Source organism: Limnohabitans sp. JirII-29, from assembly GCF_003063395.1.
Classification (GTDB): domain Bacteria; phylum Pseudomonadota; class Gammaproteobacteria; order Burkholderiales; family Burkholderiaceae_C; genus Limnohabitans.
Genome location: NZ_NESB01000001.1, coordinates 481,355 through 503,565, shown reverse-complemented (window position 1 = coordinate 503,565; position 22,211 = coordinate 481,355). Strand labels below are relative to the sequence as shown.

Here is a 22,211-nt window from a genome sequence, read left to right as displayed (position 1 = left end):
GGTGTCTCCTTATTTGTGATAAATCTTTGGTTCAACAGTTACTTTGACCAATCGACCTTGCAGGACAGGAATTGGGTTAAGGTTGTCGCAGCGGATGCTGTATGTACCTGCGTTCAGAGGTTGTTCATGAACGAGGTATCGCGTCATGCTCATCTGGTTGGGTTCATTTGTGCTGCTGGGTGAAAAATACGACCTACGTAAAACTCCATAGGGTTTTTTATCTCCCACCACCTCTTTCACCACCACCATCTCTGCTCCGACAGAAACCGACTGAATACGGACTTTGAAATGAGCATCGGGTATTTCCCAAACAGAATTAGGCACTCGCTCATTTGCTGATTTTGTAAAAATCTCTAACACCACGTCATACCGATCCGGCTTTTCAATGCGGATATCAAATTCCACGAAGGTATTAGCTTGAGTCACATCGAGTGCTCGTCCGTATGGGGGTAAAGGTGTGATGGGTTGGTCGTCTTTGCAACCACACAAGGTGGACAAGAACGCACCACTGAACAAAACCAGCCAGCCGCGGCGAGCTTTGTCTTTGATGGTGCAATCGTCGCGGGCAGCTTGTTGTATCAATCGCGGTTTGTTCATGCTGCGTGTCTCCAATGCTTGTCGTTGTCCGCCACATCTGGCAAGGCCGCAATCTCATCGCTCACCGTCACCGTGTTGAGGTTGACCGTGCGCGCCGTGTCCACGCTGAACCACACATCGTCCATCTGTTGTGTGCTGCCGTCTGCTTTGGTGTAGCTGCCCAACTGCTGGTGTTGGTTGCCTTGTGCGTCTTTGGTGGCACTTGTGCCTTGGTCGGTGTACCGCACGTTGAGGCTTTGCACCCCTGCTTGCTCTAGCGTGATCAACTCGCCGTCTTCTGTCACACCATCGCTGTTGAGGTCTTTCCAGACACGCAAGCTGGCATAGGCGCTGTCGTTGGCATCTACCTTGCCGTCGTTGTTGTCGTCCAGATCTTTGAGTGCTTCAAATCCGTTGGCCGCTTGGCTGCCGCTTTTAAGCACGGTGTGGTTGCCAAACAGTTCACCTCCGTGGGTGATCTTGCCGTCACCATTCAAGTCACGCACCAGCAAGCCATCGTCTTTGCCCACCCACCCCGCTTGCTCTGCAAAGCCGCTCTTGTCTAAATCAAAGTGCACGCCTGTCTTGCTGCTGAGGGTGGTTTCTACGCCGTCACCGTCGAGGTCGAGCACCAAGGGGCTGCGGGTGACTTCGGCTTGTTGGAAGCGGGTTTCTAGATTGGTTAGGAGGGTTTCGTAGCTTTGTCCTGCCCAGGGCAAACCGGTGAAGGGGTCGCCGCTGTAGGGGTCGTCGCTAATGCCATCAGGATTTTTTAAATTCTGGAGCGCCGCCAAGTTATTGAAATTCTTTAAAGCAAATGCACGCTCAGCTTGTAGTGCAGCATTGGCCATATTAAAGTCGGGAACATCACTACCAAGCGGTGTATCCCCCCAACCGTTATTCAATTTAAGTTCTTTAATACTCTCACGCATGGCATTGTCGGCTGCCATAGTGCTTTGCCAATACTGGGCAATATCTGCCGAGGTTTTGCCAGAAGTCTCCCACGCTTGTTGTATATCCCAGTAACTTTTATCATGAATTTTAAAAATGTTGTCTAAATCATTTTTCCCAAGAACGTTTTCAAAGTCGGGCCTTTCACCAGGCTTCAAAAACTTGCCACCCGACCAGCCTTGACCACCCCAATTGCCGTAAGTCCAAGTGCCGATCGTATTGTCGATGGCGCCGTCGCTGTAAGGGTTGTTTTGCCATTGCACGGTCACGAATTCGGTATTGCTCATTTGCTGCTCTCCTTGAATTGAATGTGCTGAATCGAGGTAGGCTCACATTGGCCAGGGGTAAAACGCAAAACAACCACATGACGTGGCTCTTCAGATACACGAGAAAGGGACATGACCGCTGCGCGACCATCTGGTGTGACTGAGAAATAGTCTTGGTAGCCTTTGATCTCTGACAGCACACATGTATTGGCACCATTCAAAATCTTGAACCCATAAACATATGTCTGACCATTGATGCGTTCGTCAGTCAGGTAATTGATCAGGCAACGGTGTATTTTTTGGTCGCATTTCATACGACCTGTTTTTGAATCAAGCACTGATACATCCAACTGGGGTGCTTCTTTGCCAGGAAAACCGTATGAAATGATTTGTGTGGGATTAGGTTTTGCGGGAGTAGGTGCGCTGAGCACGCGGTCCAGACTCCAAAAAAACCCATCTGCAACCACGTTAGGCGTGCCCAAAGGCAACATGCCTAAAGTTTCTTTGATGGGGCTTGCTTGCTTGTCTTGAATCAATGCCCAAACCAAACCATGACCTCTGTCGCAAGCCTTCTCTCCCGGAGGTTGTGGACACATGCGAACCAGTACCTGTCCAGGTTTGACCTCCACGGGAAACTCAATGTGGGTCCCCTCAAACAGAATCTCTGAGGGTTTGGTCGGGTTGCTCGCATCCCAGCGACTAAGTTGTGATGCGCCTTTTGGTCCTGGCCTGGCGTGGGTGAGCAGCAAGTTGTAACCCGTTAAACCAAAACGGATACTGCTAGCGTATTTGGGTGCAGCTACCTCTAACCAAGGCTCTTCGCGATCTAGCCACTTAATACGCAGGCGTGGCGTCTCTTGCCCCGTGCGATCAAGTACTACCAGTAACTTGCCATCGCTGCTGATGGTGGGTTCAACAGGCAACGCAGCATCTCTGCTTGGGTATTGAGGTTTTCCAACATCACATGCCCCCAGCAGCATGCTGATAGAGGCAAATAGAAAATATTTTTTTAAACGCATGCAAATTTCCTCCATCCACTTTCTTGCGCCATGGCCTGCCGCAAACTCGCCACATTGCCCATGCCCAGCAGCTCTGGCAAGGCCGCAATCTCATCGCTCACCGTCACCGTCACCGTCACCGTCACCGTCACCGTGTTGAGGTTGACCGTACGCGCCGTGTCCACGCTGAACCACACATCGTCCATCTGTTGTGTGCTGCCGTCTGCTTTGGTATTAGCAATCACACCTGAAATAACAGACAAGAAGGTCAACATCGCATCCCCAAAGAAATTAACGGAACAAGAAACACATTCATCTCCCATTACTTGGCAAAAGAATAATCGCATTGAGCGAGCGTTTTTAAGGCGGCACTTTGAATGTTCTCAACCGAAATAACAAAACCATCGAATACATAAAATCTATTTGGTTTTCTTCATCATCTAGGCCTCCCCCCATGACTCCCTCCCGCCCAGGAACACTCGGCATTGACTTCGGCACTTCCAATTCCGCCATCGCTTGGGCTTCCCTTGACGGCCACGCACGCTTGCTGCCTCTAGAAGGCACTGCCACCGCCATGCCCACTGCGGTGTTCTACAACGCCGAGACCGACAGCACACACTTTGGCCGCGAAGCCATCACCCATTACCTTGAAGGCACCGAGGGGCGCTTGATGCGCTCTCTCAAAAGCCTGCTGGGCAGCGCACTGCTGCAAGAGACCACCGTGGTCAACCACCGCGCAGTGAGCTTTCAAGACATCATTGCCACCTTCTTGGCCACGCTGCGCGAACGCGCCACACAGTCGCTGGGCGTCACGCCCCGCCACGTGGTGATGGGGCGTCCCGTGCATTTTGTGGACGACGACCCCGTGCGCGACGCACAAGCCCAAGCCTCGCTGCTGCAAGCGGCGCAGTCGGTGGGGTTTGACGAGGTGTCGTTTCAGTTAGAACCCATTGCAGCAGCCTTGGACTACGAACGTCGCCTGACCCGCGAGTGCGTGGTGTTGGTGGCCGACATTGGCGGGGGCACCTCCGACTTCACCGTGGTGCGTCTGGGGCCTGAGCGCATGACGCGCCCCGAGCGCACCGCCGATGTGTTGGCCACCCGTGGCGTGCACATTGGCGGCACCGACTTTGACCAACAACTCAGCCTCGAACACGTCATGCCCTTGCTGGGCTACCGGCACCTGGGCGCGCAACAGCGTGAGGTGCCCAGCCGCGTGTTCTTTGATTTGTCCACCTGGCACTTGATCCATTGGCTCTACCAACCCCGCGCCCTGGCACAGGCCCAAGCCCTGCGCACCAACTACAGCGACGAGGCCTTGCACCGCCGCTTGATGCACGTGCTCAACCAGCGCCATGGCCACCACCTGGCCCACGAGGTGGAGCAAGCCAAGATTCGTTGTTCACAACTCAGCGGCGACACCACCATCGATGTGTCGTGCATCGAAGCTGGCTTGAGCACCTCCCTGCGCGTGAGCGACCTGCATGACCACCTGGCCAGTCTGCTGGCACGTGTGGTGGCCTGTGCACGCGAATGTGTGCAAGAAGCAGGACTGCGTGACGCATCGCTGGACGCTGTTTACCTGACGGGTGGCTCGTCGGCTTTGCGGCCTTTTCAGCAAGCGCTGCAAACCGAATTTGCAGGCGTTGCACTGGTCGAAGGCGACTTGTTTGGCGGCGTTGCCTCAGGCCTGGCCTACAGCCGTGCTTGACGCCGGCACGACCGTGGTCCAATGACCCCCTATCCAAATCCGCGCCTGCAAGCAGACGCGCCTCACCGACAAAGGAAGACCTGACATGGGTGCTCAGTGGAAAGCAAAACACAAAGACGTGGCGGCCAATGCCAAAGGCCGCATGTTTGGCAAATTGGCAAAAGACATCATGATTGCCGCGCGCAACGGTGCCGACCCGGCCGCCAATGCCCGCTTGCGCCTGGTGCTGGAACAAGCGCGCAAAGTATCCATGCCCAAAGACACGCTGGACCGCGCCATCAAAAAGGGCGCTGGCCTCACAGGTGAAGTGGTGCATTTTGAACACGTCATGTACGAAGGTTTCGCCCCCCATCGCGTGGCGGTGATGGTGGAGTGCCTGACCGACAACGTGAACCGCGCCGCATCTGAAATGCGCGTGCTGTTTCGCAAAGGACAGCTCGGCACTTCAGGCTCAGTGGCCTGGGACTTTGACCACGTGGGCATGATCGAAGCCGAACCTGCCACCCCTGGTGCAGACGCCGAGATGGCAGCCATTGAAGCCGGTGCGCAAGACCTAGAACCCGGCAGCGAAGAAGGCACCACCTTGTTCTTGACCGACCCCACCGACCTTGACCTGGTCAGCCGCGCCCTGCCCGCACAAGGCTTCACCGTGTTGTCGGCCAAGCTGGGCTACAAACCCAAAAACCCAATCGATCCCACCAGCCTGAGCGCGCAAGACCTGGAAGAAGTGGAAGCGTTTTTGGCCGCCATCGACGACAACGACGATGTGCAAAACGTGTACGTCGGCCTGGCTGGCTGAACGCGCGGTTATTACTCTTTGGGCGCGCCAGAGTCTTTGACGATGGCCTCGTAACGCTTGATCTCCGACAGCGTGAATTTGGCAAAGTCTGCCGCAGAGCCGCCCAGCACCTCGGCCCCCATCTCGGTCAAACGGTTGCGAATCTCGGGCGCCTTCAGCAACTTGTTGACCTCGGCATTCAGGCGCTCCACCACCTCAGCAGGTGCGTTGGCTGGCAGCAGCAAGCCATACCAAGCCGAGGCAATCATGGGTGTGCCCGCTTCGGTGAACGTGGGCACTTGCGGCAAGGCAGGCAAGCGCTTGGCGGAGGCAACGGCCAAGGGCTTGAGCAAACCACCCCGAATGCTGCCCAGCGAGCCGGTGTCAATCATCATGTCGATGTGGCCAGCAATCAGGTCTTGCGCTGCGGGGCCACTGCCTTTGTAGGGCACATGGCGAATGTCAATGCCAGCCGCCGTTTTGAACTGCGCCCCCGCCAGGTGCTGCGAGCCACCGATGCCCGCCGAGCCATAGGTGTAGGCACCGGGCGACTGCTTGGCCGCCGTCACGATGTCTTTGAGTGAACTCCATGGCGACTTGGTGGGCACCACCATCACGTTGGGAATGGCACACAAGGACAGCACAGGTGTGAAGTCATGCACCGGGTCAAAACCCAGCTTGTTGTAGAGGTGCGGTGCCGCTGCGTTGGTGGAGCTGGTGGCCAACAAAATGCTGTAGCCATCGGCTTTTTCTTTGACAAACGATTGGGTGCCAATCACACCGCCGGCACCGCCTTTGTTGTCCACCACCACGGGCACACCCATGGCTTGCGACAGCGGCTGGGCCAGCATGCGTGCAATTTGGTCGGTCGCACCACCGGCGGCCCAAGGCACCAAAATTTTGATGGGCTTGTCCGGGTAAGCGGCCCACGAAGCACCGACACAGAGGCTAAGTGCGGCAACCGCGATGGCTTGGCGACGGCCCCAAGCAGCGGCGCAAGTCAATGGCTGTGAAGACATCTCAGACTCCTTTTTGTTTCAACGCGACGCTCACCCATGCCGACGAGTAACGGCCATGCAGGATGTCTTCGATGGTGGCTTTTTCGTCGGCCACTTTGTCATGGGCTTTCTTGGCCACAGCCAGCGCTTCGGCAGGCGTGATGGCCACCAGGCCATCGCCGTCCCCCACGATGATGTCACCCGGGTTGACCAGCATGCCACCCACGCTCACGGGAGAGTTGATGCTGCCGGGCCCCTCTTTGTAGGGGCCGCGCAGGTTGATGCCTCGCGCCCAGCACGGGAATTGGTGGGTCTCAAACGCATCCACATCACGCACGGCACCGTCTATCACAAAGGCCAGTGCGCCTTGCATGCGGGCCGAGGTCATCATGATCTCGCCCACCAAGGCGCGCGAGACATCGCCCTCACCGTCCACCACCAACACATCACCCGGCTTGAGCATGTCCAGCGCTTGGTGAATCAACAGGTTGTCACCGGCACGCACACGCACGGTGAAGGCGTTGCCACACACCGACACCTGCGACCGATTGACCGGATGCAAGCCGGTGGTGCCAACCAGGCGCCCCATCACGTCACTGATGACGGAAGACGGCAGCCCCTGCAAGGCTTGGACGCCTTCAGCAAACGCTTCTTGACGTGGGTGGATAAAAATTCCGTTGGCCATATGATTTCCTTTATTCGCTCAATTCTCTCAGTGCGTATTCTCAAACATTCAGAGCAGATTCAGTGCTTGACGCGTCTCACGCAGACCAATAAAGCTGTCGAGCATTAGCACTTAAGACCTGCTCACGGTGCGCTGCGCCCACCCAATCTTCTAAGGATGAAAACAATGTGCTGTATTGGGCCAAGGCCTCGTGGTTGGTGCACGGCCAATCACTGCCCCATAGCAAGGCGGCAACGCCCAACTCCCCCAACCACAGGCGCGCCAGTTGCACCGGGTCCACCCCACCCAAGCGGTAGGCACCACTGAGTTTGATGTAGGTGGGTTTGTGTTGTGCATGTCGCACCAAAGCGGCCACGGTGGGGTCTTGCATGTGTGCCCGCTCGGGCTTGGCCATGTGGTCCACCACCACTGGCAACTGCGGGGGCAGCTGCGCCAACACGCCCGGCAAGCTGCCCTTGTCGGTGTGCACTTCCAAGTGCCAACCCAAGGCCAGCATGGTCTCCCACAGCGCATCGGCGGCGGACCAATCTGTCAGCGCATGCGACACCCCTGCCAGATTGAGCCGTATCCCACGCACACCTGCTGCATGCAGCAGGTTCAAGGCGTCGCGCCCCGTGCTGGGCTCCACCACCGCCACACCGCGCAACACGCCAGGATGAGCCTGCAAGGTGTGAACCAGCCGCGTGTTGTCGGCCCCTAAGAAACTGGGTTGCACCAACACACCATGTGTCACGCCCAGCGGCTGCGCCTGTGCCATCCAGTCTTCCACACGGGCGCTGTAGGCGGGCAAATAACGCGCACCCGCGATGGCCTGGCCGGCTGCAAAGACATGGAAATGGGTATCGACGAAAAAATTTGGCGCTGTCAGGTTCATGCGGTATATTTTAGTCATCTAGATGTCTAGCTTTCATCCATGACCGCCACCTTGCTGCCACACACCCCCGGACAAAGCCGCTACGGCACGCTGGCCAGCGCTTTGCGCGAACGCATCTTGCAAGGTGAGTGGGCCCCGGGCAAAGTCATTCCCGCCGAATCTGCACTGGCACAAGCCTATGGGGTGGCGCTTGGCACCATCCGACAAGCGCTGGCACTGCTGGTGGAAGACGGTGTTTTGCAACGCCGCCATGGCAAGGGCACCTTTGTCACCAAAGGGGTCGATGGCGCCTCGATGATGCGGTTTTTTCGGTTTCGCGGCGCAGAGGGCCAAAGCGAGCCACCACAGTCGCGCATTCTGTCGAGCCGCGTGCGCCGTGCCACGACTGCCGAGGCACAGGCTTTCGGGATCGACAAGGCGGCTGCACATGTCTTTCAATTCGAACGCCTGCGCAGTTTGAACAAGCAACCATGCTTGCTAGAGACGATCGTGTTGCCCCTGCCTCTCTTTGGCGCATTGGCTGAATCCGACACCGTACGCTGGGACCACTTGCTCTACCCCATGTACCAAAGCCGCTGCGGCGTGGTGATACAGCACACACAAGACCACCTGAGCTGCTCCCAGCTCAACACCACCCAAGCCAAACGGCTGCGACTCGATGCGGGCCACCCCTGCGTGCTGGTCGAACGCCAGGCCTTTGACATGGCGGGGCGTTGCGTCGAATTGCGCACCACGCGTGGCGACGCCTTTTCATTCAAGTACACCGCGCAACTGCGCTAACGCATTCCACCCTGAGGAGACTCCTATGACACACCACACCACAGCGGCCCAACGACTGGGGCGCAGCACATGGGCTCTGGCCGTGCTCGCGCTTTGCGCCAGCGCCTCCACGGCCATGGCACAAGCCAGCTTTCCCACCAAGCCTGTGACCTTGGTGGTCACCTATCCCCCAGGTGGAGGAGCCGACGCCATGGCCCGCTTGATTGCGCCCAAGATGGGCGAGGCCCTTGGACAAGCCGTCATCATCGAGAACAAGCCCGGTGCGGGCGGTCAGATTGGCGCCTCAGCCGTGGCCAAAGCCGCACCCGATGGCTACACGCTGATGCTGGATGCGTCGTCGTTCGCAGCCAACCCCGCGCTCTACCCCAAGCTGCCCTACGACAGTTTGAAAGCCTTCAAGCCCATCGGCGTGGTGGCGCTGTTTCCCAACGTGGTGTTGGTGAACGCCAATTTCCCGGCCAAGAACGTGTCTGAATTGATCGCCACAGCCCGCAAGGCCAAAGACGCGGTGTCGTATGCCTCGTCGGGCAACGGCTCGGCCCAGCATTTGGCAGGCGCCTTGTTTGAATCGGCCGCCAAAGTCGACATGGTGCATGTGCCCTACAAAGGCGGTGGCCCGGCCCTCAACGATGTGATGGGTGGTCAAGTGCCTTTGTTTTTTGGCAACTTGGCATCCACGCTGCAACATGTGCAATCGGGCAAGTTGAGGGCCTTGGCAGTGACCTCGGCCAAGCGCTCGGCCATCTTGCCCGACGTGCCCACACTGGCAGAGTCAGGGTTGACAGGCGCAGAGATCTACGAGTGGAATGCTGTCTTTGCCCCCGCCAACACCCCTGAGCCCATCGTGGCCAAATTGGTCAGCGCATTTCAAAAGGCACTGGAAGCGCCTGAGGTGCGCGCCCGGGTTGCCCAACTCGGCGGCGACATACAAAAGAGCTCGCCCGATCAAGCCAAGGCCTTCATCCAACAACAGGTCAACCTTTGGAGTCACGTGATCAAAGAACGTGGCATCACCACCGAATAAACCCAAGAAAGAAACCTATGCCATGGCATGACCCCCTCCCTCTGAATCGCCGCCAATGGTTGGCACACGGCACGGCCTCGGCATTGGCGCTGTCGCCCCTGCTGTCGCACGCAGACACCTGGCCCACCAAACCTCTACGCCTGGTGGTGCCCTTTGCGCCGGGCGGCAGCTCTGAAATCGTGGCACGCGCCTTGGCGGGCGAGCTAGCCAAGACCATCGGACAAAACGTGTTTGTGGAAAACAAACCCGGCGGTGCTGGCAACATTGCCATGCAAGAAGTGGCCAACTCAACCGATGAACACACTCTGGTGTTGGGACACATTGGCACCCTGGCGGTCAACCAATACATCTTTGCCAAACTGCCCTACGACCCCAACAAAGACTTCACGCCCATCACACTGATCTCCAAGGTGCCCAGCTTGTATGTGGTGCACCCCGACCTGCCGGTGAAAAACCTCAAAGAGTTTGTGGCGTACGCCAAGTCCAAACCCGGCCAGCTCAATTACGGCTCGGCGGGCAACGGCAGCGCGGGACACCTGGCGTTTGAATACCTCAAGATGGCCACCGACACCTTCATGCTGCACGTGCCTTACCGTGGCACCGGCCCCATGCTGACCGACCTGATGGCTGGCCGCCTACAAGCCGCCGCGGTGGGTGCGCCGGCACTGCTGCCATTCATCAAAGCAGGCAAATTGCGTTGCATCGCCACGGGCACCAGCACCCGACTGCCCCAGTTGCCCGATGTCGCCACCGTGGCCGAGCAAGGCTACAAAGGTTTTGAGATGACCCAGTGGTACGGCTTGATGGCCCCCAGCAAGATGCACAAAGCCAACATCGACAAATTAGAAAAAGAAGCCGTGGCTGCAGCCCGCAGCAAGCTGGTGCATGACAAGCTCAGCCAAGACACCGCGCTGGCTGTGGGCAACACGGGGGCCGAGTTTGAGGCCTTCATCAAGCAAGAGCAAGCACGCTGGAAGCCGGTGATTGCCCGCGCTCAAATCAAACCCGAGGGGCTGTGAACCTGTGGCGCGTGAGCGCCGCGTTCACTCGGGTTTGAAGCCCGCACCTTTCAACAACTCGGCGTTGTCGGTGATGTAGGTGTTGGTGTATTTGCGAAACTCATCGGTCGATTCGGTAATCGGTTCAATCCCCAGTTGCTCGAAAGCCCCCGACTTGGTGAGTTGTCGCACGGCCTCGTTAGCCGCTTTGTTGAGAATTTGCACCCGATCGTCCGGCGTGCCTTTCGGTGCCCAGATGCCGTACCACGACTCGGTGACAAACTTCGGAAAACCACTCTCCACCGCCGTGGGCACATTGGGCATCACCGAGCTGCGCTTGGTGGTGGTCACGATGATGGGTTTGACTTTGCCGCTCTTGGCCATGCCTTGCAGCGAAATGATCGAGTCCATCAAAATTTGTGTGTGCCCACCCGCCACATCGGTCAGCGCGGGAGCAGTTCCTTTGTAAACCACGGTCGCCAAATTCAGGTTGCCTTGCTTGGCAAACATCAAGGTACCCAGATGGCTGGCAGCCCCCAAAGCAGGCAAGCCCGCCGTCCATTTGTCGGGGTTTTGTCGGGCAGCGTCCATCACCTCTTTGAGTTTGGTCTGCGGCAAATTGGGCGAGATCACCATCAGCAACGGGGCTTCGCCCACGCGCGCCACATAGGCGAAGTCGGTCCATGGGTCATAAGGCGGGTTGGCCGTGACCAACTTGGCAAGTGCATGCGTTGAGGCCGAGAACAGCAGCGTCATGCCATCGGGCGCCGAGGTCTGCACAAACTTGCCACCGATGGCCCCGTTGGCACCGGGTCGGTTCTCCACAATGATGGAGACGTTCAAGCCGGTCTGCATCTGCTTGGCAATCAAACGCGCGGCGTTGTCTACCCCGCCACCAGGCGCAAATGGCACGATCATTTTGATCGTGCCATCTGGAAATTTTCCTTGCGCTGAAGCCAACCCGGCTGTTAAAGCAAAAGCCAAACACAGCAGTTTTTTCATTCTGGACATCATCTCTGTCTCCTCAAAAAATTGGTGTGGTGCCGTTCAGTCACGGTACCCCTTGCGCCAGGCGTTCGAGCCCCCCAGCAGCAGCGCCTCGGGCGCTGGCCCGTGGAGCTTGGCATACGACTCGATGGTTTTGGTCATGCGCGGCAGCAGCCATTGCGCCACCGTCTCGCTGGCAGCGTCAGTGCCCAAGCGCTCAAGAATGCCACGCACCGCGCGATCTTGCGCGTGGATGGGGCCGGGTGCGAGCAAAAACGCCACCACCTCGGCCTCACCCAGACGCTCACTCTCTGCCCACAAGTAATCGGCAATGTCACGCTCGAAGTCTTCCAGCGTGACACTGATGCCCGTCATCGTGCAAGAGCACCCCAGCGCAATGTGCTGTGCCGACAACCGATGCCAAAGATCGGCCAGATAGGCAGCTTGGGCTTGGGCGGTGCTCACCTCGATCACCTCAGACAAGGACTTGGGCTCGCAGTTGTTCGGTTTGCGCCAGGTCCACTTGGTCCTGCGCATCGAGCACCACGCCGTAGAGCTTCTTGGCCGCTTCACGGCTCACGTAGCCTTCGCGCGTGTCGTGTGCCACTTTCTGCGGGTCACGCTTGAAGGGATGACCAAAGCCACCACCACCGCCCGACAGCATCTTGTAGGCATCGCCGCGCTCCAAACGCACGTTGAAGATTTTGGCGTTTGGCAAGTCATTGTTCCATTCGCCTTTGTGGCGAATGGCGATGCCGTTGCCAGCCGCTTCGCCACCGCCCTCCAAGCCCCAGGGCTTGCAGTGCATGCGGTCAATCCGGGTGGTGACCGTGAAGGGTGACAAGGCTTGCACCACCATCTCTGCGCCTAAGCCACCGCGGTGTTCGCCGGCGCCTGCGCTGTCTTCACGAATTTTGTAACTCTCCACCAGCACGGGGTATTTGGCTTCGAGCTGTTCGGTGGGGCTGTTGTGTGTGTCGCCGTCGTTGATACACACCGTCACCGACACACCGTCCTCTGACGACTTGGCACCCCAACCGCCGCCCAAGGGGCCAATGCCCACAATGAACAAGCGACCGTCTTCGGGCGAAATGCCGTGGATGTTGGGGAACACCAAGTCAGCATGGTGGCCCGCAATCGTGCGGTGCGGAATGGCCGGAGCGAGTGCTTTGAAGATGGTGTCGATCACCGTCATCGGGAAGGTCATCCACACACGCATGGGGTATGGCCGCTCGGCACTGATCACGGTGCCCATGGGCATGATCACCTTGAGGGGGCGAAAGCTGCCGTCGTTGACGGGGTAGTCGGTGGGCGTGGTCAGGCATTTGTAGGCCACCTGTGCGCAGGCAATGCCGGTGGTGAAGCCCGAGTTGTAAAAACCCTTGACCTGCTTGCTCACGTCCGACAAGTCCACCGTCATCTCATCGCCTTGCACCGTCACCTTCACACGAATGGGAATGCGCTTGCCAATTTCCAGGCCGTCGTCGTCCATGAACGACTCGGCCTCGTACACGCCGTCGGGAATCGACAAGGTGTTTTGACGGGCCACGGCTTCGGACTGGTCCATGATCTGCTGGATCGAAGCCTGCACATCGTCGTTGCCATAGCGTTGCACCAACTCCAGGAAACGGCGTTCACCGGTGGTGACAGCCGTGATTTGGGCCCGCAAGTCGCCCATGGCCCGCTCGGGCAAACGCACGTTCATGGCAATGATGTCCACCAGGTCCTGGTTGACCTTGCCTGCGCTTTGGTACTTCACGATCGGGATTTGAATGCCCTCCGAAAAAATGTCGGTGGTGATTTGCCCCAAGCTGCCGCCCACATCGAGCCAGTGCGCCATGCAACAGGTGAAGCCAATCAACGCGCCTTCATGGAACACGGGCATGGTGAAGGTGAAGTGGTTCAAGTGGCTGCCGGTGGTGTAGGCATCGTTGGTCACCAAGATATCGCCTGGGTGGATGTTGTCGTACCCGAAGTGGCGAATCTTTGACTTGACGGTTTCCGACATGCCCCGAATGAACATGGGCAATCCCAGACCAATCGACACGGTGTCACCCTCTTTGGTGAACAAACCCACGGTGAAGTCCAGCGCCTCATAAATGATGAGGTTGTAGGCCGTGCGCATGAGGTTGGTTTTCATCTCTTCCGTCACGGCGAACAAGCCGTTGCGGATGATCTCAACGATCACAGGATCGACGGCATGGGTCGATGGAATAGCGTTGCTGGTCATGTGCGGTCACTCCCGATAGAAATTTGCAAATTGCCGTACAGGTCCACCTTCACGGTGTCGCCCGGCTGAACCACGGTGGTGGAGGCATGTTCTTCCACCAGCGCAGGGCCATGAAACACGTTGCCAAACTTGAGCAAGTCGCGCTTGTACACCGGTGTCGACACGTACGCGGCGGCACTGCGGAAATACACCGGCTTATGCGTGCGCAGGGCTTGGGCGTCAGGCTGTTCTTGGCCCGCCTCCACCGTGTTGCGTGGCGGCTTTTTCATGCGACCCATCACCGTGACGCGCAAGCTCACAATGTCAGCGGCCTCTTTGGGCGCCGAAGTGCCGTAGCGGATGGCATGCACTTCGTCGAAATGGTTTTTGATGGCGGCACGGTCTTTCTTTTCAAAGAACGCATGGGCCAGGTCCACCGTCACCGCGTGCTCTTGGCCAAAGTAGCGCATGTCGGCTGCGCGTTCAAACACCACCTCTTCGGGGCGAATCTCGGACGCACCGATGGCGGCGCGACCTTCGTCTTCCATGCCCTGGTAGATGGCTTCGATCTCGTCAAACGACATGCCGTCAAGGCGACGGAACACCGAACGCACATAGTCGTAGCGCAAATCGCTGAACAACATGCCGTAGGCAGAAAAATACCCAGGCGCATACGGAATGAGCACTTTGCGAATGCCAATTTCACGCGCAATGGCCGACGCATGCAAGGGACCGGCACCGCCATACACCACCATGGTGAAGCTGCCCGCATCCAAGCCACGCTCGGTGGTCACGGCCTTGACGGCATGCGACATCTGCGTCACCGCAATGCGCAAAATGCCGTCGGCCGCTTTGGTGGCATCCAGGCCCAAAGGCTTGGCAATTTTTTCTTCCATGGCCTGCTTGGCGCGGTCAAAGTACAAGGGCATTTCACCGCCCAAGAAGTTGTGCTCGTCCAAGCGACCCAAGATCAAGTTGGCATCGGTCACGGTGGGCTCGGTGCCATCACGGCCGTAACACACAGGCCCGGGCATGCTGCCTGCCGAGCGAGGGCCCACGCGCAGTGAGTTGCCCAACTCCACACGGGCAATGCTGCCACCACCTGTGCCCACTTCAAAAATATCCATCATCGGAATTTGAATTGGCAGCGCCTTTTCGTAGCCACCAATCAGCGCACTGCCGGTGGTCAAAGGACGGCCTTCGCTGATCACACCGGCCTTGGCCGTGGTGCCGCCCATGTCAAAGGCAATCGAATCCGGCATGCCCAGTTGGGCGCAAATGGCTTGGGCGCCAATCACCCCAGCAGCAGGGCCTGATTCGAGCATGCGCACGCAATCGCGGCGTGCGTGCTCCACCGGGAACAAACCGCCGGTGGATTGCACGGCATAAAAGTCGCCTTCAAAGCCTTTGTCTTGCAGGTGCTGCTCCAGCTCGCCCAAGTAAGCCGACACGCGGGGGCCCACATACGAGTTGGCCACCGCAGTGGAGACACGCTCAAACTCGCGGTACTCCTGCGACAGCTCGTGCGAGGCGGTGACAAATGCGCCGGGAATTTCTTCTTGCAAGATGGCCTTGACGCGGCGCTCGTGGTCTGGGTTGCGGTACGAGTGCAACAACAGCACGGCCACGGCTTCGATATGTTTAGCCTTGAGTTCACGGGCGAGTTCGCGCACAGCGGCCTCGTCCAGCGGTTTGTGCAGCGAGCCATCGGCACGCAAGCGCTCAGAGACTTCGTAGCGCAGCGAGCGCGGCACCAGCGGTTCGTGCTTGGAGAAAAACAGGTTGTAGGCGTCGGGGCGGTTGACGCGGCCAATTTCGTAAATGTCGCGGAAGCCTTCGGTGATCAACAAAGCCGTCTTGGCGCCGTTGCGCTCCAGCAAGGTGTTGATGGCGATGGTTGAGCCGTGCAAAAACAAATAGCCATTCGTCAAATCCACACCCGCGCTGTCGAGCGTGTTTTGAATGCCATCGACCAACTGGCCGTGAGTAGACAAGGCCTTGCCAAATGAAATTTGGCCGGTCGTCTCGTCAAAGCACGCCATGTCGGTGAACGTGCCACCAATGTCCACTGCAATGCGCAGCGAGCCGTTTTTACTGATCTGTGTCATCCGTTACTCCTGTGAGGCCGCTTGGACGATGCGGTTGCGCAAAGTACCCAAGCCTGTGATTTCAATTTCGACCACGTCACCCGCCGTCATGTAGACCGGGGGTTCACGGCGATCGCCAACGCCGCCCGGTGTGCCCGTGGCAATCACATCGCCGGGCGACAGCGGTGTAAAGCCCGAGATGTATTCGATGATCACGGGCAGCGTGAAGATCAAATCAGCCAGCGATGCGTGTTGCATCACTTCGCCGTTGAGTCGCGTCTCCAACATGAGTTGGTTCACATCGGGGATTTCTTGGGTGGTTGCCATGAACGGGCCCAGCGGTCCGGTCAAGGGAAAGTTTTTGCCAGGAATCCACTGGTGCGTGTGTCGCTGCCAGTCGCGTGCGGTGCCGTCGTTGAAACAGGCGTAGCCAGCGATGTGCGCCATCGCATGGGCCTGCGTGATGTGGCGACCGCCCTTGCCAATGATCACGGCCAACTCACCTTCAAAGTCAAAGCGTTGGGTTTCGTTGGGGCGAGGCATGGGCGCGTTGTGGGCAGACAGGCTGTCTGCAAATCGCGTGAAGATGGATGGGTAGGCACTGTCTGCGCGCTTGGTCTCGGCCACATGCGACTTGTAATTCAGGCCGACACAAAAAATCTTGCCTGGGTTTGGCACCACGGGCAACAAGGTCGCCTGGCTGGCTTGCACAGACTGACCCGCTTGACGCGTCAGGGCTGCCAGTTCGTCGAGCTTGTCGGCGGCGATGACCGCTTTGAGGTCGGGGTATTGCGCTTGAAACGCCTGTGGCACCTGCAACCAGGTGTCTTCGTTGACCCACACACCGTAGCTGGCGTGGCCGGCTTGCTCAAAACTCACGAAGCTCATTTTTTTCCTTTTTTCATGGCACCTTCATGGGTGCGATCACACGATGGGTAGGAGTCTAGGCAGCCGCAACACATCTTCATAGAGTCAATTCAAAGATTTCAGAAATGCCATAATTGGCATACCAGAAAGCACGCCATGCAGATCAACGATTTCCGACTTTTCTTAGAGGTGGCCGAGCTGGGCAGCTTCACCAAAGTGGCCGCACAGCGGCACACGGTGCAGTCGCACATCAGCCGTCAAATCAGCGAACTCGAAAAGTCCTGTGGCGGCCATTTGTTTCGCCGCACAGGGCGTGGCGTGGTGCTCACCGAATTTGGACAACACGTGGAACAACGGGTGCGGACCTGGATCAAAGACAGCGAGGAGCTGTTTGCCGACATTCAGCAAACCTCCAAAGTGCCCATGGGCGAGGTCAAGATTGGCATGTTGCCCTCTGCGGCGCATCCGCTGATGACCCAGGTGTTTCAGCGCCTGCATGCGCAATACCCCAAGATTCGCTTGAATGTGCGTGAAGGCCAAGGGGGCGAGCTTGATGCCCTGCTAGACACCGGGAGTGTGGACATTGCCATCTTGTTTCGCTACCAAAAGCCCAGTGGGCCCGATGAAACGCTGCTGTCCACCGCCAACACCTACCTCGTCTCCAGTCCGGGCTTGCCTTTGACCCAGGCCGACAGCGTGGACTTCAAACGCCTGGAAGGTGTGCCCCTGGTGCTGCCACGCCCACCATCGCATTGGCGCTCGATCCTCGATGAAACAGCGCGCAGCAAGGGCTTCAATTTGTCAGCGGTGATCGAGGCCGATTCGCTGCGTGTGCAAAAAGAAATCATTGCCAGCAACCCGCATTTGTATGCCTTGCTGGGGCCGTTCTCGGTGGACGAAGAACTGCGCAGCGGCAGCCTGCAAGCCGCCAAAGTGGTGAGCCCGGAATTGAAGCGCTATGTGACCTTGGCCCACCCCAAGCACGGGCACTTCACGCAGGCCAGTCGCATCGTGTCAAAGCTGATCAAAGAAACCGTGCAGGGCTGGAATGGGCAGTTGAACATTCCCAAGCAGGCTTAGGCGCGGTGCCCCGCCGCCCTCGCCTGCTGCACTTGGTGCAAGGTGATGTGGCGCACCTCGGTCTGGCTCGATTGAATGTGGGCACGCAACAAACGCACGGCCTCGTCTTGGCGGCGGTCCAACACGGCTTGCAAGATCTGGCCATGTTCGGCGTAAGTGATGTCGATGCGGTTTTGGTAGGTGAAGTCGAGTCGGCGCACGATGCGGATGCGCTCGGTCACCTCACGGTGCACGCGCACCATCTCCACATTGCCCGTGGCCGCCACCAACTGGTGGTGAAACGCTTCGTCCCAATCGGCCACCTGATGCTGGTCTGTGCTGCGTGCCTCCTGCGGCACCAGCCAGATGTGCGCCAAGCTGTGCAACACCGTGCGGTCGGTGCGCACGTCGTCATGGCACAGGCGGTTCACCGCCTCGGCTTCGAGCACACGGCGCAGGTCGTAGAGCTGGTCGAACTTGTCAAAGTCAAACGGGCGCACCTGCCAGCCACTGCGAAACAGCACATCCACATAGCCCTCTTGGCGCAGCCTGAACAACGCTTGGCGCACCGGCGTGCGTGACACGCTCAAGCGTTCGCTGATTTCGGTTTCGGTGATGCGGTCGCCCGGCACCAGGCGAAAGTCCGCAATGTCACGCTTGAGCTGCTGATACACCTCATCGGCACGCGACGGGTGTACCACGCTCATGCCAGCAAGCTCACATGTGCAGCCACCACACGCCAGCCCTCAGGCGTGCGCATCCAGGTTTGGCTTTGTCGGCCTGTGCGTGGGTTGCCCTCGCGTGCGAACTCGGTGTTGGCGGTGGCAAAGTCGCGCCCGTAGGTGGTGATCACCGTGTTCATGCAGGTGCGTGCCAAGCCTTGCGAGGGCCGGTTGGCCCGGAAGTCTTGGATGGCTTGGTAGCCATACAGGTTTTCGGTGGCGCCATAGCGCAGGGTGTGCGGGCTGTTCCAAAACAGCTCGTCGAGCACCGCCACGTCGTTGCTGACCAGGGCTTGCTCGTAGCGGTCAAAGGCGGCCTGCATCTCGGCCAGCACGTCAGGCAAATTGATGTCCATTTACAACTCCACAGGTTTCACATGGGCCAGGCCGGCCGACTCCAGCGCCAGTGCTGCACGCAGGCACAGGTCTTCGCGCCACGGCGCGGCGATGACTTGCACGCCCAAGGGCAAGCCCTCGGTGCCAGTTGGCCACAGGGGTGCGGCCACCACGGGGCAACCGGCAAACGAAATGGGTTGGGTCAACAGCCCCATGGCTGCGCGTGCGGGCAAGGTTTGGCCCTGAATGTCGAGCCACTCGGTGCCAATGGGCGTGGCGCACACGGGCGTGGCCGGGGCCAGCAGCACATCCCAGTCTTCAAACAAGGCATTCACCTGGTCCCGGTAAAGGCGGCGAAAGCGCTGGGCTTTGACGTACCAGTCGGCGGGTTGCAGGGCTCCAGCCCAAAAGCGGTCCACCGACAAGGGCTCAAAGTCGTCGCTGCGGGTGCGCAGCTCGTTCAAGTGCAAGCTGCCGCCTTCGCTGGCGGTGATGATGAAGGCCGCCGCACGCGCCAGCGCGGCACTGGGCCAGCGCACCTGCGCCGTGGCCCCCAAGCACTGGGCCGCTAACTGCACCGCCTCGCGTGCCGGGGCACTGGCGTGGTCGTGAAAGTAACCGTCAAGCACGCCCACGCGCAGCCCTTGCAGCCCGTGGCTCAAGCTGCCCATGACGGGTTCCACACGGCGGGCATGGCAGCCGGGGTCGAGTGCGTCGGGGGTTTGCAGCGCGTCGTACATCTGGGCCAAGCCAGTGAGCGAATTGGCAAAGCCACCCAGGTGGTCAATGCTGTGCACAAACGGGTAACTGCCCCGGCGCGACAAGCGGCCAAACGTGGGCTTGATGCCCCACACGCCGCACAGCGAGGAAGGCACGCGGATGGAGCCATTGGTGTCCGAGCCCAAGCTCAAGGGCACTTGCCCCGCAGCCACTGCCGCACCTGAACCACCTGACGACCCGCCCGCGATGCGCGACAGGTCATGCGGGTTGTGGCACGGGCCGTAGTGGGTGTTCTCGGTGGTGAAGCCATAGGCAAACTCGTCCATATTGAGCGAGCCCACCAGCACCGCACCGGCGGCGTTCATCTGTTGCACCAGGAGCGCATCGGCTTGCGCCGGAGCATGGCCCTGGTTGACGATGGAGCCCGCCAGCGTGACCTCGCCTTGCACATCAAACAAATTCTTCACGGCATAGGGCACACCGGCCAAGGCGGGCAACACCTCGCCTCGGGCGCGCTGCGCATCCACCGCTTGCGCCTGGGTGCGGGCGCGCGCGTGGCAGATGCCGGTGAACGCATTCACCCGCGTGTCGGTGGCGGCGATGCGACCGAGGTGCGCATCCAACACCTCGCAGGCGCTGAACTGGCCGCTGGCAATGCCACGCGCCAAGTCGGGGGCAGACAAGGTGGTGAGCGTCATGGCGTCACCTGCTTGGGGCAATAAATTTCAGGCAGCTCTAGCTCGGGCGGCATGTCCAGGCCGTCTAGCAGTTGCGCCATGGCGGCTGTGCGCTGCAAATGCGCGGCCACGCGCACCACGCGGGCCTCGTCCACCGGCAGGCCCAACACGGTGGCGCTCACCTGCACGTACTGCACCATCTGTGCATCGGTCAATGTGGCATAGGTCATTGCGGCCTGAGTCATTTGCGCACCTCGCGTTGAAAAATTTCCAAGCTGAGTTTTTTGGCGCTCACAAAGCTGGGCTCAGTGAGGGTCTCCACCGTGCGGGGACGGGGGTCGTTGTAGTCCAAGATTTCGGCCACTTGGGTGGGGCGCTTGGTGAGCAACAAAATTTGATCGGCCAAGTACACCGCTTCTTCCAGGTCGTGCGAGACCAGCAACATGGTGGTGCCGGTCTTCATGAACACGTCTTGCAACTTTTCGCGGATGAACAAGGTCATCTCAAAGTCCAGGGCCGAGAACGGCTCGTCCAAAAACAGCACCTCGGGGTTGGGGGCCAGCGCCCGCATGATGGACGCGGTTTGTTGTTGCCCACCCGACAGCTCGTAGGGGTAGCGGTTGAGGTCAAACTTCACATCGAACGAGGCCACCAGCTCTTGCACGCGCTGCTCCACCTCGCCCTTGGACTTGCCTTCGAGCTTCAGGGGGTAAGCAATGTTGTCGATGGTGCGCATCCACGGAAACATGGCTTCGCGGTAGTTTTGAAACACATAGCCAATCTTGGTGTCTTTCAAAGACTTGCCGTCAAACAAGATCTCGCCACTGTCGATGGGAATCAAGCCCGCGATCATGTTGATCAAGGTGCTTTTGCCGCAGCCGTTGGGGCCAAACACCGAGACGATTTTGTTCTTGGGAATGTCGAGGTTGAAGTTTTCGTACAGCGGCCAACCGGCAAAGTATTTGGTGAGGTTGCGGATGGTGATGTGCGTGCCGCTGGGGCCCGGCACAAACGGAGGTGCTGCCGGGTCAGGTGCCACCATGGGGTTGAGAACAACAGTCATGCTTACCTTCCGCTCCAATGGACGATGCGTTTTTCCAGCACCAAAAACACCACGTTGAGGGCATAGCCCAAGGCACCTGCCGACAAGATGGAGGCGTACATGTCACGCACATTCATCACCTGCTGTGAGTCGATGATGCGGTGGCCCAGGCCACGCTCAGAGCCAATGAACATTTCAGCCACGATGACGATGACCAGCGACATCGACACCGCGCTGCGCAAGCCCACAAACGTGGGTTGCAAGCTCTCCCACACCAGCACATCTTTGAAAATTTGCCAACGCGTGGCCCCCATCACCTTGGCGGCCATCACACGCTGCTTGCGCGCATTGATCACGCCATAGGCGCTGTTGAACAACACAATCAGCAAAGCACCAAAGGCCGCAATGGCCACCTTGTTGATGTCGGACACACCAAAGATCATCAAGAACAAAGGGATCAGCGCCGACGAAGGTGTGGAACGAAAGAAGTCGATCACAAACTCCACGCTGCGGTAAGCGCGCTCGTTGCTGCCCAGCAGCACACCCAAGGGCACACCGATGACGCCCGCAATGGCAAAGGCTTCGAGCGTGCGCGCCAAGGTGTAGGCAAAGTCTTTGAGCAGCTCGCCACCGGCCATGCCGGTGAACAGCACCGTCAAGGTGGCCGAGGGAGAAGGCAGCAAGATGGGGCTGATGAGCTTGTAGCGCACCACCAAGTCCCAAATCACAAACAACACCACAGGCCCAATCAGCGGCATGAGCTGCGCCGGGCTCCAGCGCGCGGGGGCCACCGCCCCCGCTGCGGCGCGGTCGGCCAGGCCTTGCTTGGCCGCAGCCATCAACACGGGAGAGGAGGCTTCGTGCAT

Annotated in this window: 24 protein-coding genes; 6 read left to right on the top strand and 18 right to left on the bottom strand. The window is 58.9% G+C overall.

Annotated features, from left to right (window positions below; all coding sequences use genetic code 11):
* Positions 1-9: 9 nt before the first annotated feature.
* From B9Z39_RS02460 to B9Z39_RS02445, 4 genes are read right to left on the bottom strand one after another with little or no spacing between them, the layout of a single operon-like run.
* The gene (locus tag B9Z39_RS02460; RefSeq protein ID WP_108300585.1) at positions 10-597 is read right to left on the bottom strand and encodes a DUF5625 family protein; all 588 of its coding nucleotides are present in this window, start codon (positions 595-597) and stop codon (positions 10-12) included.
* Positions 594-1,814: a hypothetical protein gene (locus B9Z39_RS02455; protein ID WP_108300584.1), complete on the bottom strand. Its 1,221-nt coding sequence runs from the start codon at positions 1,812-1,814 to the stop codon at positions 594-596. Before B9Z39_RS02455 ends, B9Z39_RS02460 begins: the two co-directional genes overlap by 4 nt.
* Positions 1,811-2,812: a hypothetical protein gene (locus B9Z39_RS16855; RefSeq protein WP_146183261.1), complete on the bottom strand. Its 1,002-nt coding sequence runs from the start codon at positions 2,810-2,812 to the stop codon at positions 1,811-1,813. Before B9Z39_RS16855 ends, B9Z39_RS02455 begins: the two co-directional genes overlap by 4 nt.
* Entirely contained in the window at positions 2,803-3,066 is a 264-nt protein-coding gene (locus tag B9Z39_RS02445) for a hypothetical protein (RefSeq protein ID WP_108300583.1), read from the bottom strand. The genes B9Z39_RS16855 and B9Z39_RS02445 overlap by 10 nt, the downstream gene beginning before the upstream one ends.
* 179 nt (positions 3,067-3,245) lie before the next feature.
* On the opposite strand from B9Z39_RS02445, the gene B9Z39_RS02440 reads away from it, so the two are divergent.
* A complete protein-coding gene (locus B9Z39_RS02440) occupies positions 3,246-4,502 on the top strand; it encodes an Hsp70 family protein (protein ID WP_108300582.1) in 1,257 nt (418 codons plus the stop codon).
* An 85-nt stretch (positions 4,503-4,587) separates the two neighbouring features.
* Positions 4,588-5,301, top strand: coding sequence for a YebC/PmpR family DNA-binding transcriptional regulator (locus B9Z39_RS02435; RefSeq protein ID WP_108300581.1), 714 nt, complete (start codon positions 4,588-4,590; stop codon positions 5,299-5,301).
* Between the two features lie 11 nt (positions 5,302-5,312).
* Here B9Z39_RS02435 and B9Z39_RS02430 read toward each other — a convergent pair whose 3' ends face one another.
* From B9Z39_RS02430 to B9Z39_RS02420, 3 genes are all read right to left on the bottom strand, one after another.
* Positions 5,313-6,299 (bottom strand): tripartite tricarboxylate transporter substrate binding protein, encoded by a 987-nt coding sequence (locus tag B9Z39_RS02430; RefSeq protein ID WP_108300580.1) that lies wholly within the window; start codon positions 6,297-6,299, stop codon positions 5,313-5,315.
* 1 nt (position 6,300) lies between these two features.
* Positions 6,301-6,963: an RraA family protein gene (locus B9Z39_RS02425; RefSeq protein WP_108300579.1), complete on the bottom strand. Its 663-nt coding sequence runs from the start codon at positions 6,961-6,963 to the stop codon at positions 6,301-6,303.
* A 76-nt stretch (positions 6,964-7,039) separates the two neighbouring features.
* Positions 7,040-7,837, bottom strand: coding sequence for an amidohydrolase (locus B9Z39_RS02420; protein WP_108300578.1), 798 nt, complete (start codon positions 7,835-7,837; stop codon positions 7,040-7,042).
* A 39-nt stretch (positions 7,838-7,876) separates the two neighbouring features.
* Here B9Z39_RS02420 and B9Z39_RS02415 point away from each other — a divergent pair, with 39 nt between their 5' ends.
* From B9Z39_RS02415 to B9Z39_RS02405, 3 genes are read left to right on the top strand one after another with little or no spacing between them, the layout of a single operon-like run.
* Complete coding sequence (locus tag B9Z39_RS02415; protein WP_108300577.1) at positions 7,877-8,617, top strand: GntR family transcriptional regulator; 741 nt, start codon at positions 7,877-7,879, stop codon at positions 8,615-8,617.
* A 25-nt stretch (positions 8,618-8,642) separates the two neighbouring features.
* A complete protein-coding gene (locus B9Z39_RS02410; protein ID WP_108300576.1) occupies positions 8,643-9,641 on the top strand; it encodes a tripartite tricarboxylate transporter substrate binding protein in 999 nt (332 codons plus the stop codon).
* A 17-nt stretch (positions 9,642-9,658) separates the two neighbouring features.
* Positions 9,659-10,660, top strand: a complete 1,002-nt coding sequence (locus tag B9Z39_RS02405; protein WP_100145852.1) for a tripartite tricarboxylate transporter substrate binding protein — start codon at positions 9,659-9,661, stop codon at positions 10,658-10,660.
* 24 nt (positions 10,661-10,684) lie between these two features.
* On the opposite strand, the gene B9Z39_RS02400 is transcribed toward B9Z39_RS02405, so the two are convergent.
* The 5 genes from B9Z39_RS02400 to B9Z39_RS02380 are packed head-to-tail and all read right to left on the bottom strand — an operon-like array spanning position 10,685 to position 16,810.
* Positions 10,685-11,653, bottom strand: coding sequence for a tripartite tricarboxylate transporter substrate binding protein (locus B9Z39_RS02400; RefSeq protein WP_108300575.1), 969 nt, complete (start codon positions 11,651-11,653; stop codon positions 10,685-10,687).
* A gap of 33 nt (positions 11,654-11,686) precedes the next feature.
* Positions 11,687-12,109, bottom strand: a complete 423-nt coding sequence (locus tag B9Z39_RS02395) for a hypothetical protein (protein ID WP_146183260.1) — start codon at positions 12,107-12,109, stop codon at positions 11,687-11,689.
* Positions 12,102-13,856 carry a hydantoinase B/oxoprolinase family protein gene (locus B9Z39_RS02390; RefSeq protein ID WP_108300573.1) on the bottom strand — a complete coding sequence of 585 codons (1,755 nt, stop codon included), beginning with the start codon at positions 13,854-13,856 and terminating at the stop codon, positions 12,102-12,104. The genes B9Z39_RS02395 and B9Z39_RS02390 overlap by 8 nt, the downstream gene beginning before the upstream one ends.
* On the bottom strand, positions 13,853-15,943 hold the full coding sequence (locus tag B9Z39_RS02385) for a hydantoinase/oxoprolinase family protein (protein ID WP_100145861.1): 2,091 nt from the start codon (positions 15,941-15,943) through the stop codon (positions 13,853-13,855). Before B9Z39_RS02385 ends, B9Z39_RS02390 begins: the two co-directional genes overlap by 4 nt.
* Before the next feature lie 3 nt (positions 15,944-15,946).
* Positions 15,947-16,810: a fumarylacetoacetate hydrolase family protein gene (locus tag B9Z39_RS02380; protein ID WP_108300572.1), complete on the bottom strand. Its 864-nt coding sequence runs from the start codon at positions 16,808-16,810 to the stop codon at positions 15,947-15,949.
* A 135-nt stretch (positions 16,811-16,945) separates the two neighbouring features.
* On the opposite strand from B9Z39_RS02380, the gene B9Z39_RS02375 reads away from it, so the two are divergent.
* Positions 16,946-17,869 carry a LysR family transcriptional regulator gene (locus B9Z39_RS02375; protein WP_108300571.1) on the top strand — a complete coding sequence of 308 codons (924 nt, stop codon included), beginning with the start codon at positions 16,946-16,948 and terminating at the stop codon, positions 17,867-17,869.
* Here the strand turns inward: B9Z39_RS02375 and B9Z39_RS02370 are convergent.
* Genes B9Z39_RS02370 through B9Z39_RS02345 form a run of 6 tightly spaced genes read right to left on the bottom strand, consistent with a single transcriptional unit; the run spans position 17,866 to position 22,211 of the window.
* Entirely contained in the window at positions 17,866-18,555 is a 690-nt protein-coding gene (locus B9Z39_RS02370) for a GntR family transcriptional regulator (RefSeq protein ID WP_100145867.1), read from the bottom strand. The two genes, B9Z39_RS02375 and B9Z39_RS02370, sit on opposite strands and share 4 nt — an antisense overlap.
* Positions 18,552-18,926 carry an oxalurate catabolism protein HpxZ gene (gene hpxZ, locus B9Z39_RS02365; protein WP_108300570.1) on the bottom strand — a complete coding sequence of 125 codons (375 nt, stop codon included), beginning with the start codon at positions 18,924-18,926 and terminating at the stop codon, positions 18,552-18,554. The genes B9Z39_RS02370 and hpxZ overlap by 4 nt, the downstream gene beginning before the upstream one ends.
* Positions 18,927-20,324: an AtzE family amidohydrolase gene (locus B9Z39_RS02360; protein ID WP_108300569.1), complete on the bottom strand. Its 1,398-nt coding sequence runs from the start codon at positions 20,322-20,324 to the stop codon at positions 18,927-18,929.
* Positions 20,321-20,548, bottom strand: a complete 228-nt coding sequence (locus B9Z39_RS02355) for a DUF4089 domain-containing protein (RefSeq protein WP_233248900.1) — start codon at positions 20,546-20,548, stop codon at positions 20,321-20,323. The genes B9Z39_RS02360 and B9Z39_RS02355 overlap by 4 nt, the downstream gene beginning before the upstream one ends.
* Entirely contained in the window at positions 20,545-21,366 is an 822-nt protein-coding gene (locus tag B9Z39_RS02350) for an ABC transporter ATP-binding protein (protein ID WP_100145873.1), read from the bottom strand. Before B9Z39_RS02350 ends, B9Z39_RS02355 begins: the two co-directional genes overlap by 4 nt.
* Before the next feature lie 2 nt (positions 21,367-21,368).
* A complete protein-coding gene (locus tag B9Z39_RS02345) occupies positions 21,369-22,211 on the bottom strand; it encodes an ABC transporter permease (protein ID WP_233202535.1) in 843 nt (280 codons plus the stop codon).

What these genes read in the sequence shown, in the direction of transcription:
- B9Z39_RS02355 (WP_233248900.1), bottom strand. Translation starts at nt 20,548, where the DNA reads ATGACTCAGGCCGCAATGACCTATGCCACATTGACCGATGCACAGATG.
- B9Z39_RS02345 (WP_233202535.1), bottom strand. Translation starts at nt 22,211, where the DNA reads ATGCACGAAGCCTCCTCTCCCGTGTTGATGGCTGCGGCCAAGCAAGGC.
- B9Z39_RS02445 (WP_108300583.1), bottom strand. Translation starts at nt 3,066, where the DNA reads ATGTTGACCTTCTTGTCTGTTATTTCAGGTGTGATTGCTAATACCAAA.
- B9Z39_RS02455 (WP_108300584.1), bottom strand. Translation starts at nt 1,814, where the DNA reads ATGAGCAATACCGAATTCGTGACCGTGCAATGGCAAAACAACCCTTAC.
- B9Z39_RS02375 (WP_108300571.1), top strand. Translation starts at nt 16,946, where the DNA reads ATGCAGATCAACGATTTCCGACTTTTCTTAGAGGTGGCCGAGCTGGGC.
- B9Z39_RS02410 (WP_108300576.1), top strand. Translation starts at nt 8,643, where the DNA reads ATGACACACCACACCACAGCGGCCCAACGACTGGGGCGCAGCACATGG.
- B9Z39_RS16855 (WP_146183261.1), bottom strand. Translation starts at nt 2,812, where the DNA reads ATGCGTTTAAAAAAATATTTTCTATTTGCCTCTATCAGCATGCTGCTG.
- B9Z39_RS02415 (WP_108300577.1), top strand. Translation starts at nt 7,877, where the DNA reads ATGACCGCCACCTTGCTGCCACACACCCCCGGACAAAGCCGCTACGGC.
- B9Z39_RS02440 (WP_108300582.1), top strand. Translation starts at nt 3,246, where the DNA reads ATGACTCCCTCCCGCCCAGGAACACTCGGCATTGACTTCGGCACTTCC.
- B9Z39_RS02460 (WP_108300585.1), bottom strand. Translation starts at nt 597, where the DNA reads ATGAACAAACCGCGATTGATACAACAAGCTGCCCGCGACGATTGCACC.
- B9Z39_RS02425 (WP_108300579.1), bottom strand. Translation starts at nt 6,963, where the DNA reads ATGGCCAACGGAATTTTTATCCACCCACGTCAAGAAGCGTTTGCTGAA.
- B9Z39_RS02405 (WP_100145852.1), top strand. Translation starts at nt 9,659, where the DNA reads ATGCCATGGCATGACCCCCTCCCTCTGAATCGCCGCCAATGGTTGGCA.
- hpxZ (WP_108300570.1), bottom strand. Translation starts at nt 18,926, where the DNA reads ATGGACATCAATTTGCCTGACGTGCTGGCCGAGATGCAGGCCGCCTTT.
- B9Z39_RS02435 (WP_108300581.1), top strand. Translation starts at nt 4,588, where the DNA reads ATGGGTGCTCAGTGGAAAGCAAAACACAAAGACGTGGCGGCCAATGCC.
- B9Z39_RS02420 (WP_108300578.1), bottom strand. Translation starts at nt 7,837, where the DNA reads ATGAACCTGACAGCGCCAAATTTTTTCGTCGATACCCATTTCCATGTC.
- B9Z39_RS02380 (WP_108300572.1), bottom strand. Translation starts at nt 16,810, where the DNA reads ATGAGCTTCGTGAGTTTTGAGCAAGCCGGCCACGCCAGCTACGGTGTG.
- B9Z39_RS02370 (WP_100145867.1), bottom strand. Translation starts at nt 18,555, where the DNA reads ATGAGCGTGGTACACCCGTCGCGTGCCGATGAGGTGTATCAGCAGCTC.
- B9Z39_RS02390 (WP_108300573.1), bottom strand. Translation starts at nt 13,856, where the DNA reads ATGACCAGCAACGCTATTCCATCGACCCATGCCGTCGATCCTGTGATC.
- B9Z39_RS02385 (WP_100145861.1), bottom strand. Translation starts at nt 15,943, where the DNA reads ATGACACAGATCAGTAAAAACGGCTCGCTGCGCATTGCAGTGGACATT.
- B9Z39_RS02350 (WP_100145873.1), bottom strand. Translation starts at nt 21,366, where the DNA reads ATGACTGTTGTTCTCAACCCCATGGTGGCACCTGACCCGGCAGCACCT.
- B9Z39_RS02400 (WP_108300575.1), bottom strand. Translation starts at nt 11,653, where the DNA reads ATGATGTCCAGAATGAAAAAACTGCTGTGTTTGGCTTTTGCTTTAACA.
- B9Z39_RS02430 (WP_108300580.1), bottom strand. Translation starts at nt 6,299, where the DNA reads ATGTCTTCACAGCCATTGACTTGCGCCGCTGCTTGGGGCCGTCGCCAA.
- B9Z39_RS02360 (WP_108300569.1), bottom strand. Translation starts at nt 20,324, where the DNA reads ATGACGCTCACCACCTTGTCTGCCCCCGACTTGGCGCGTGGCATTGCC.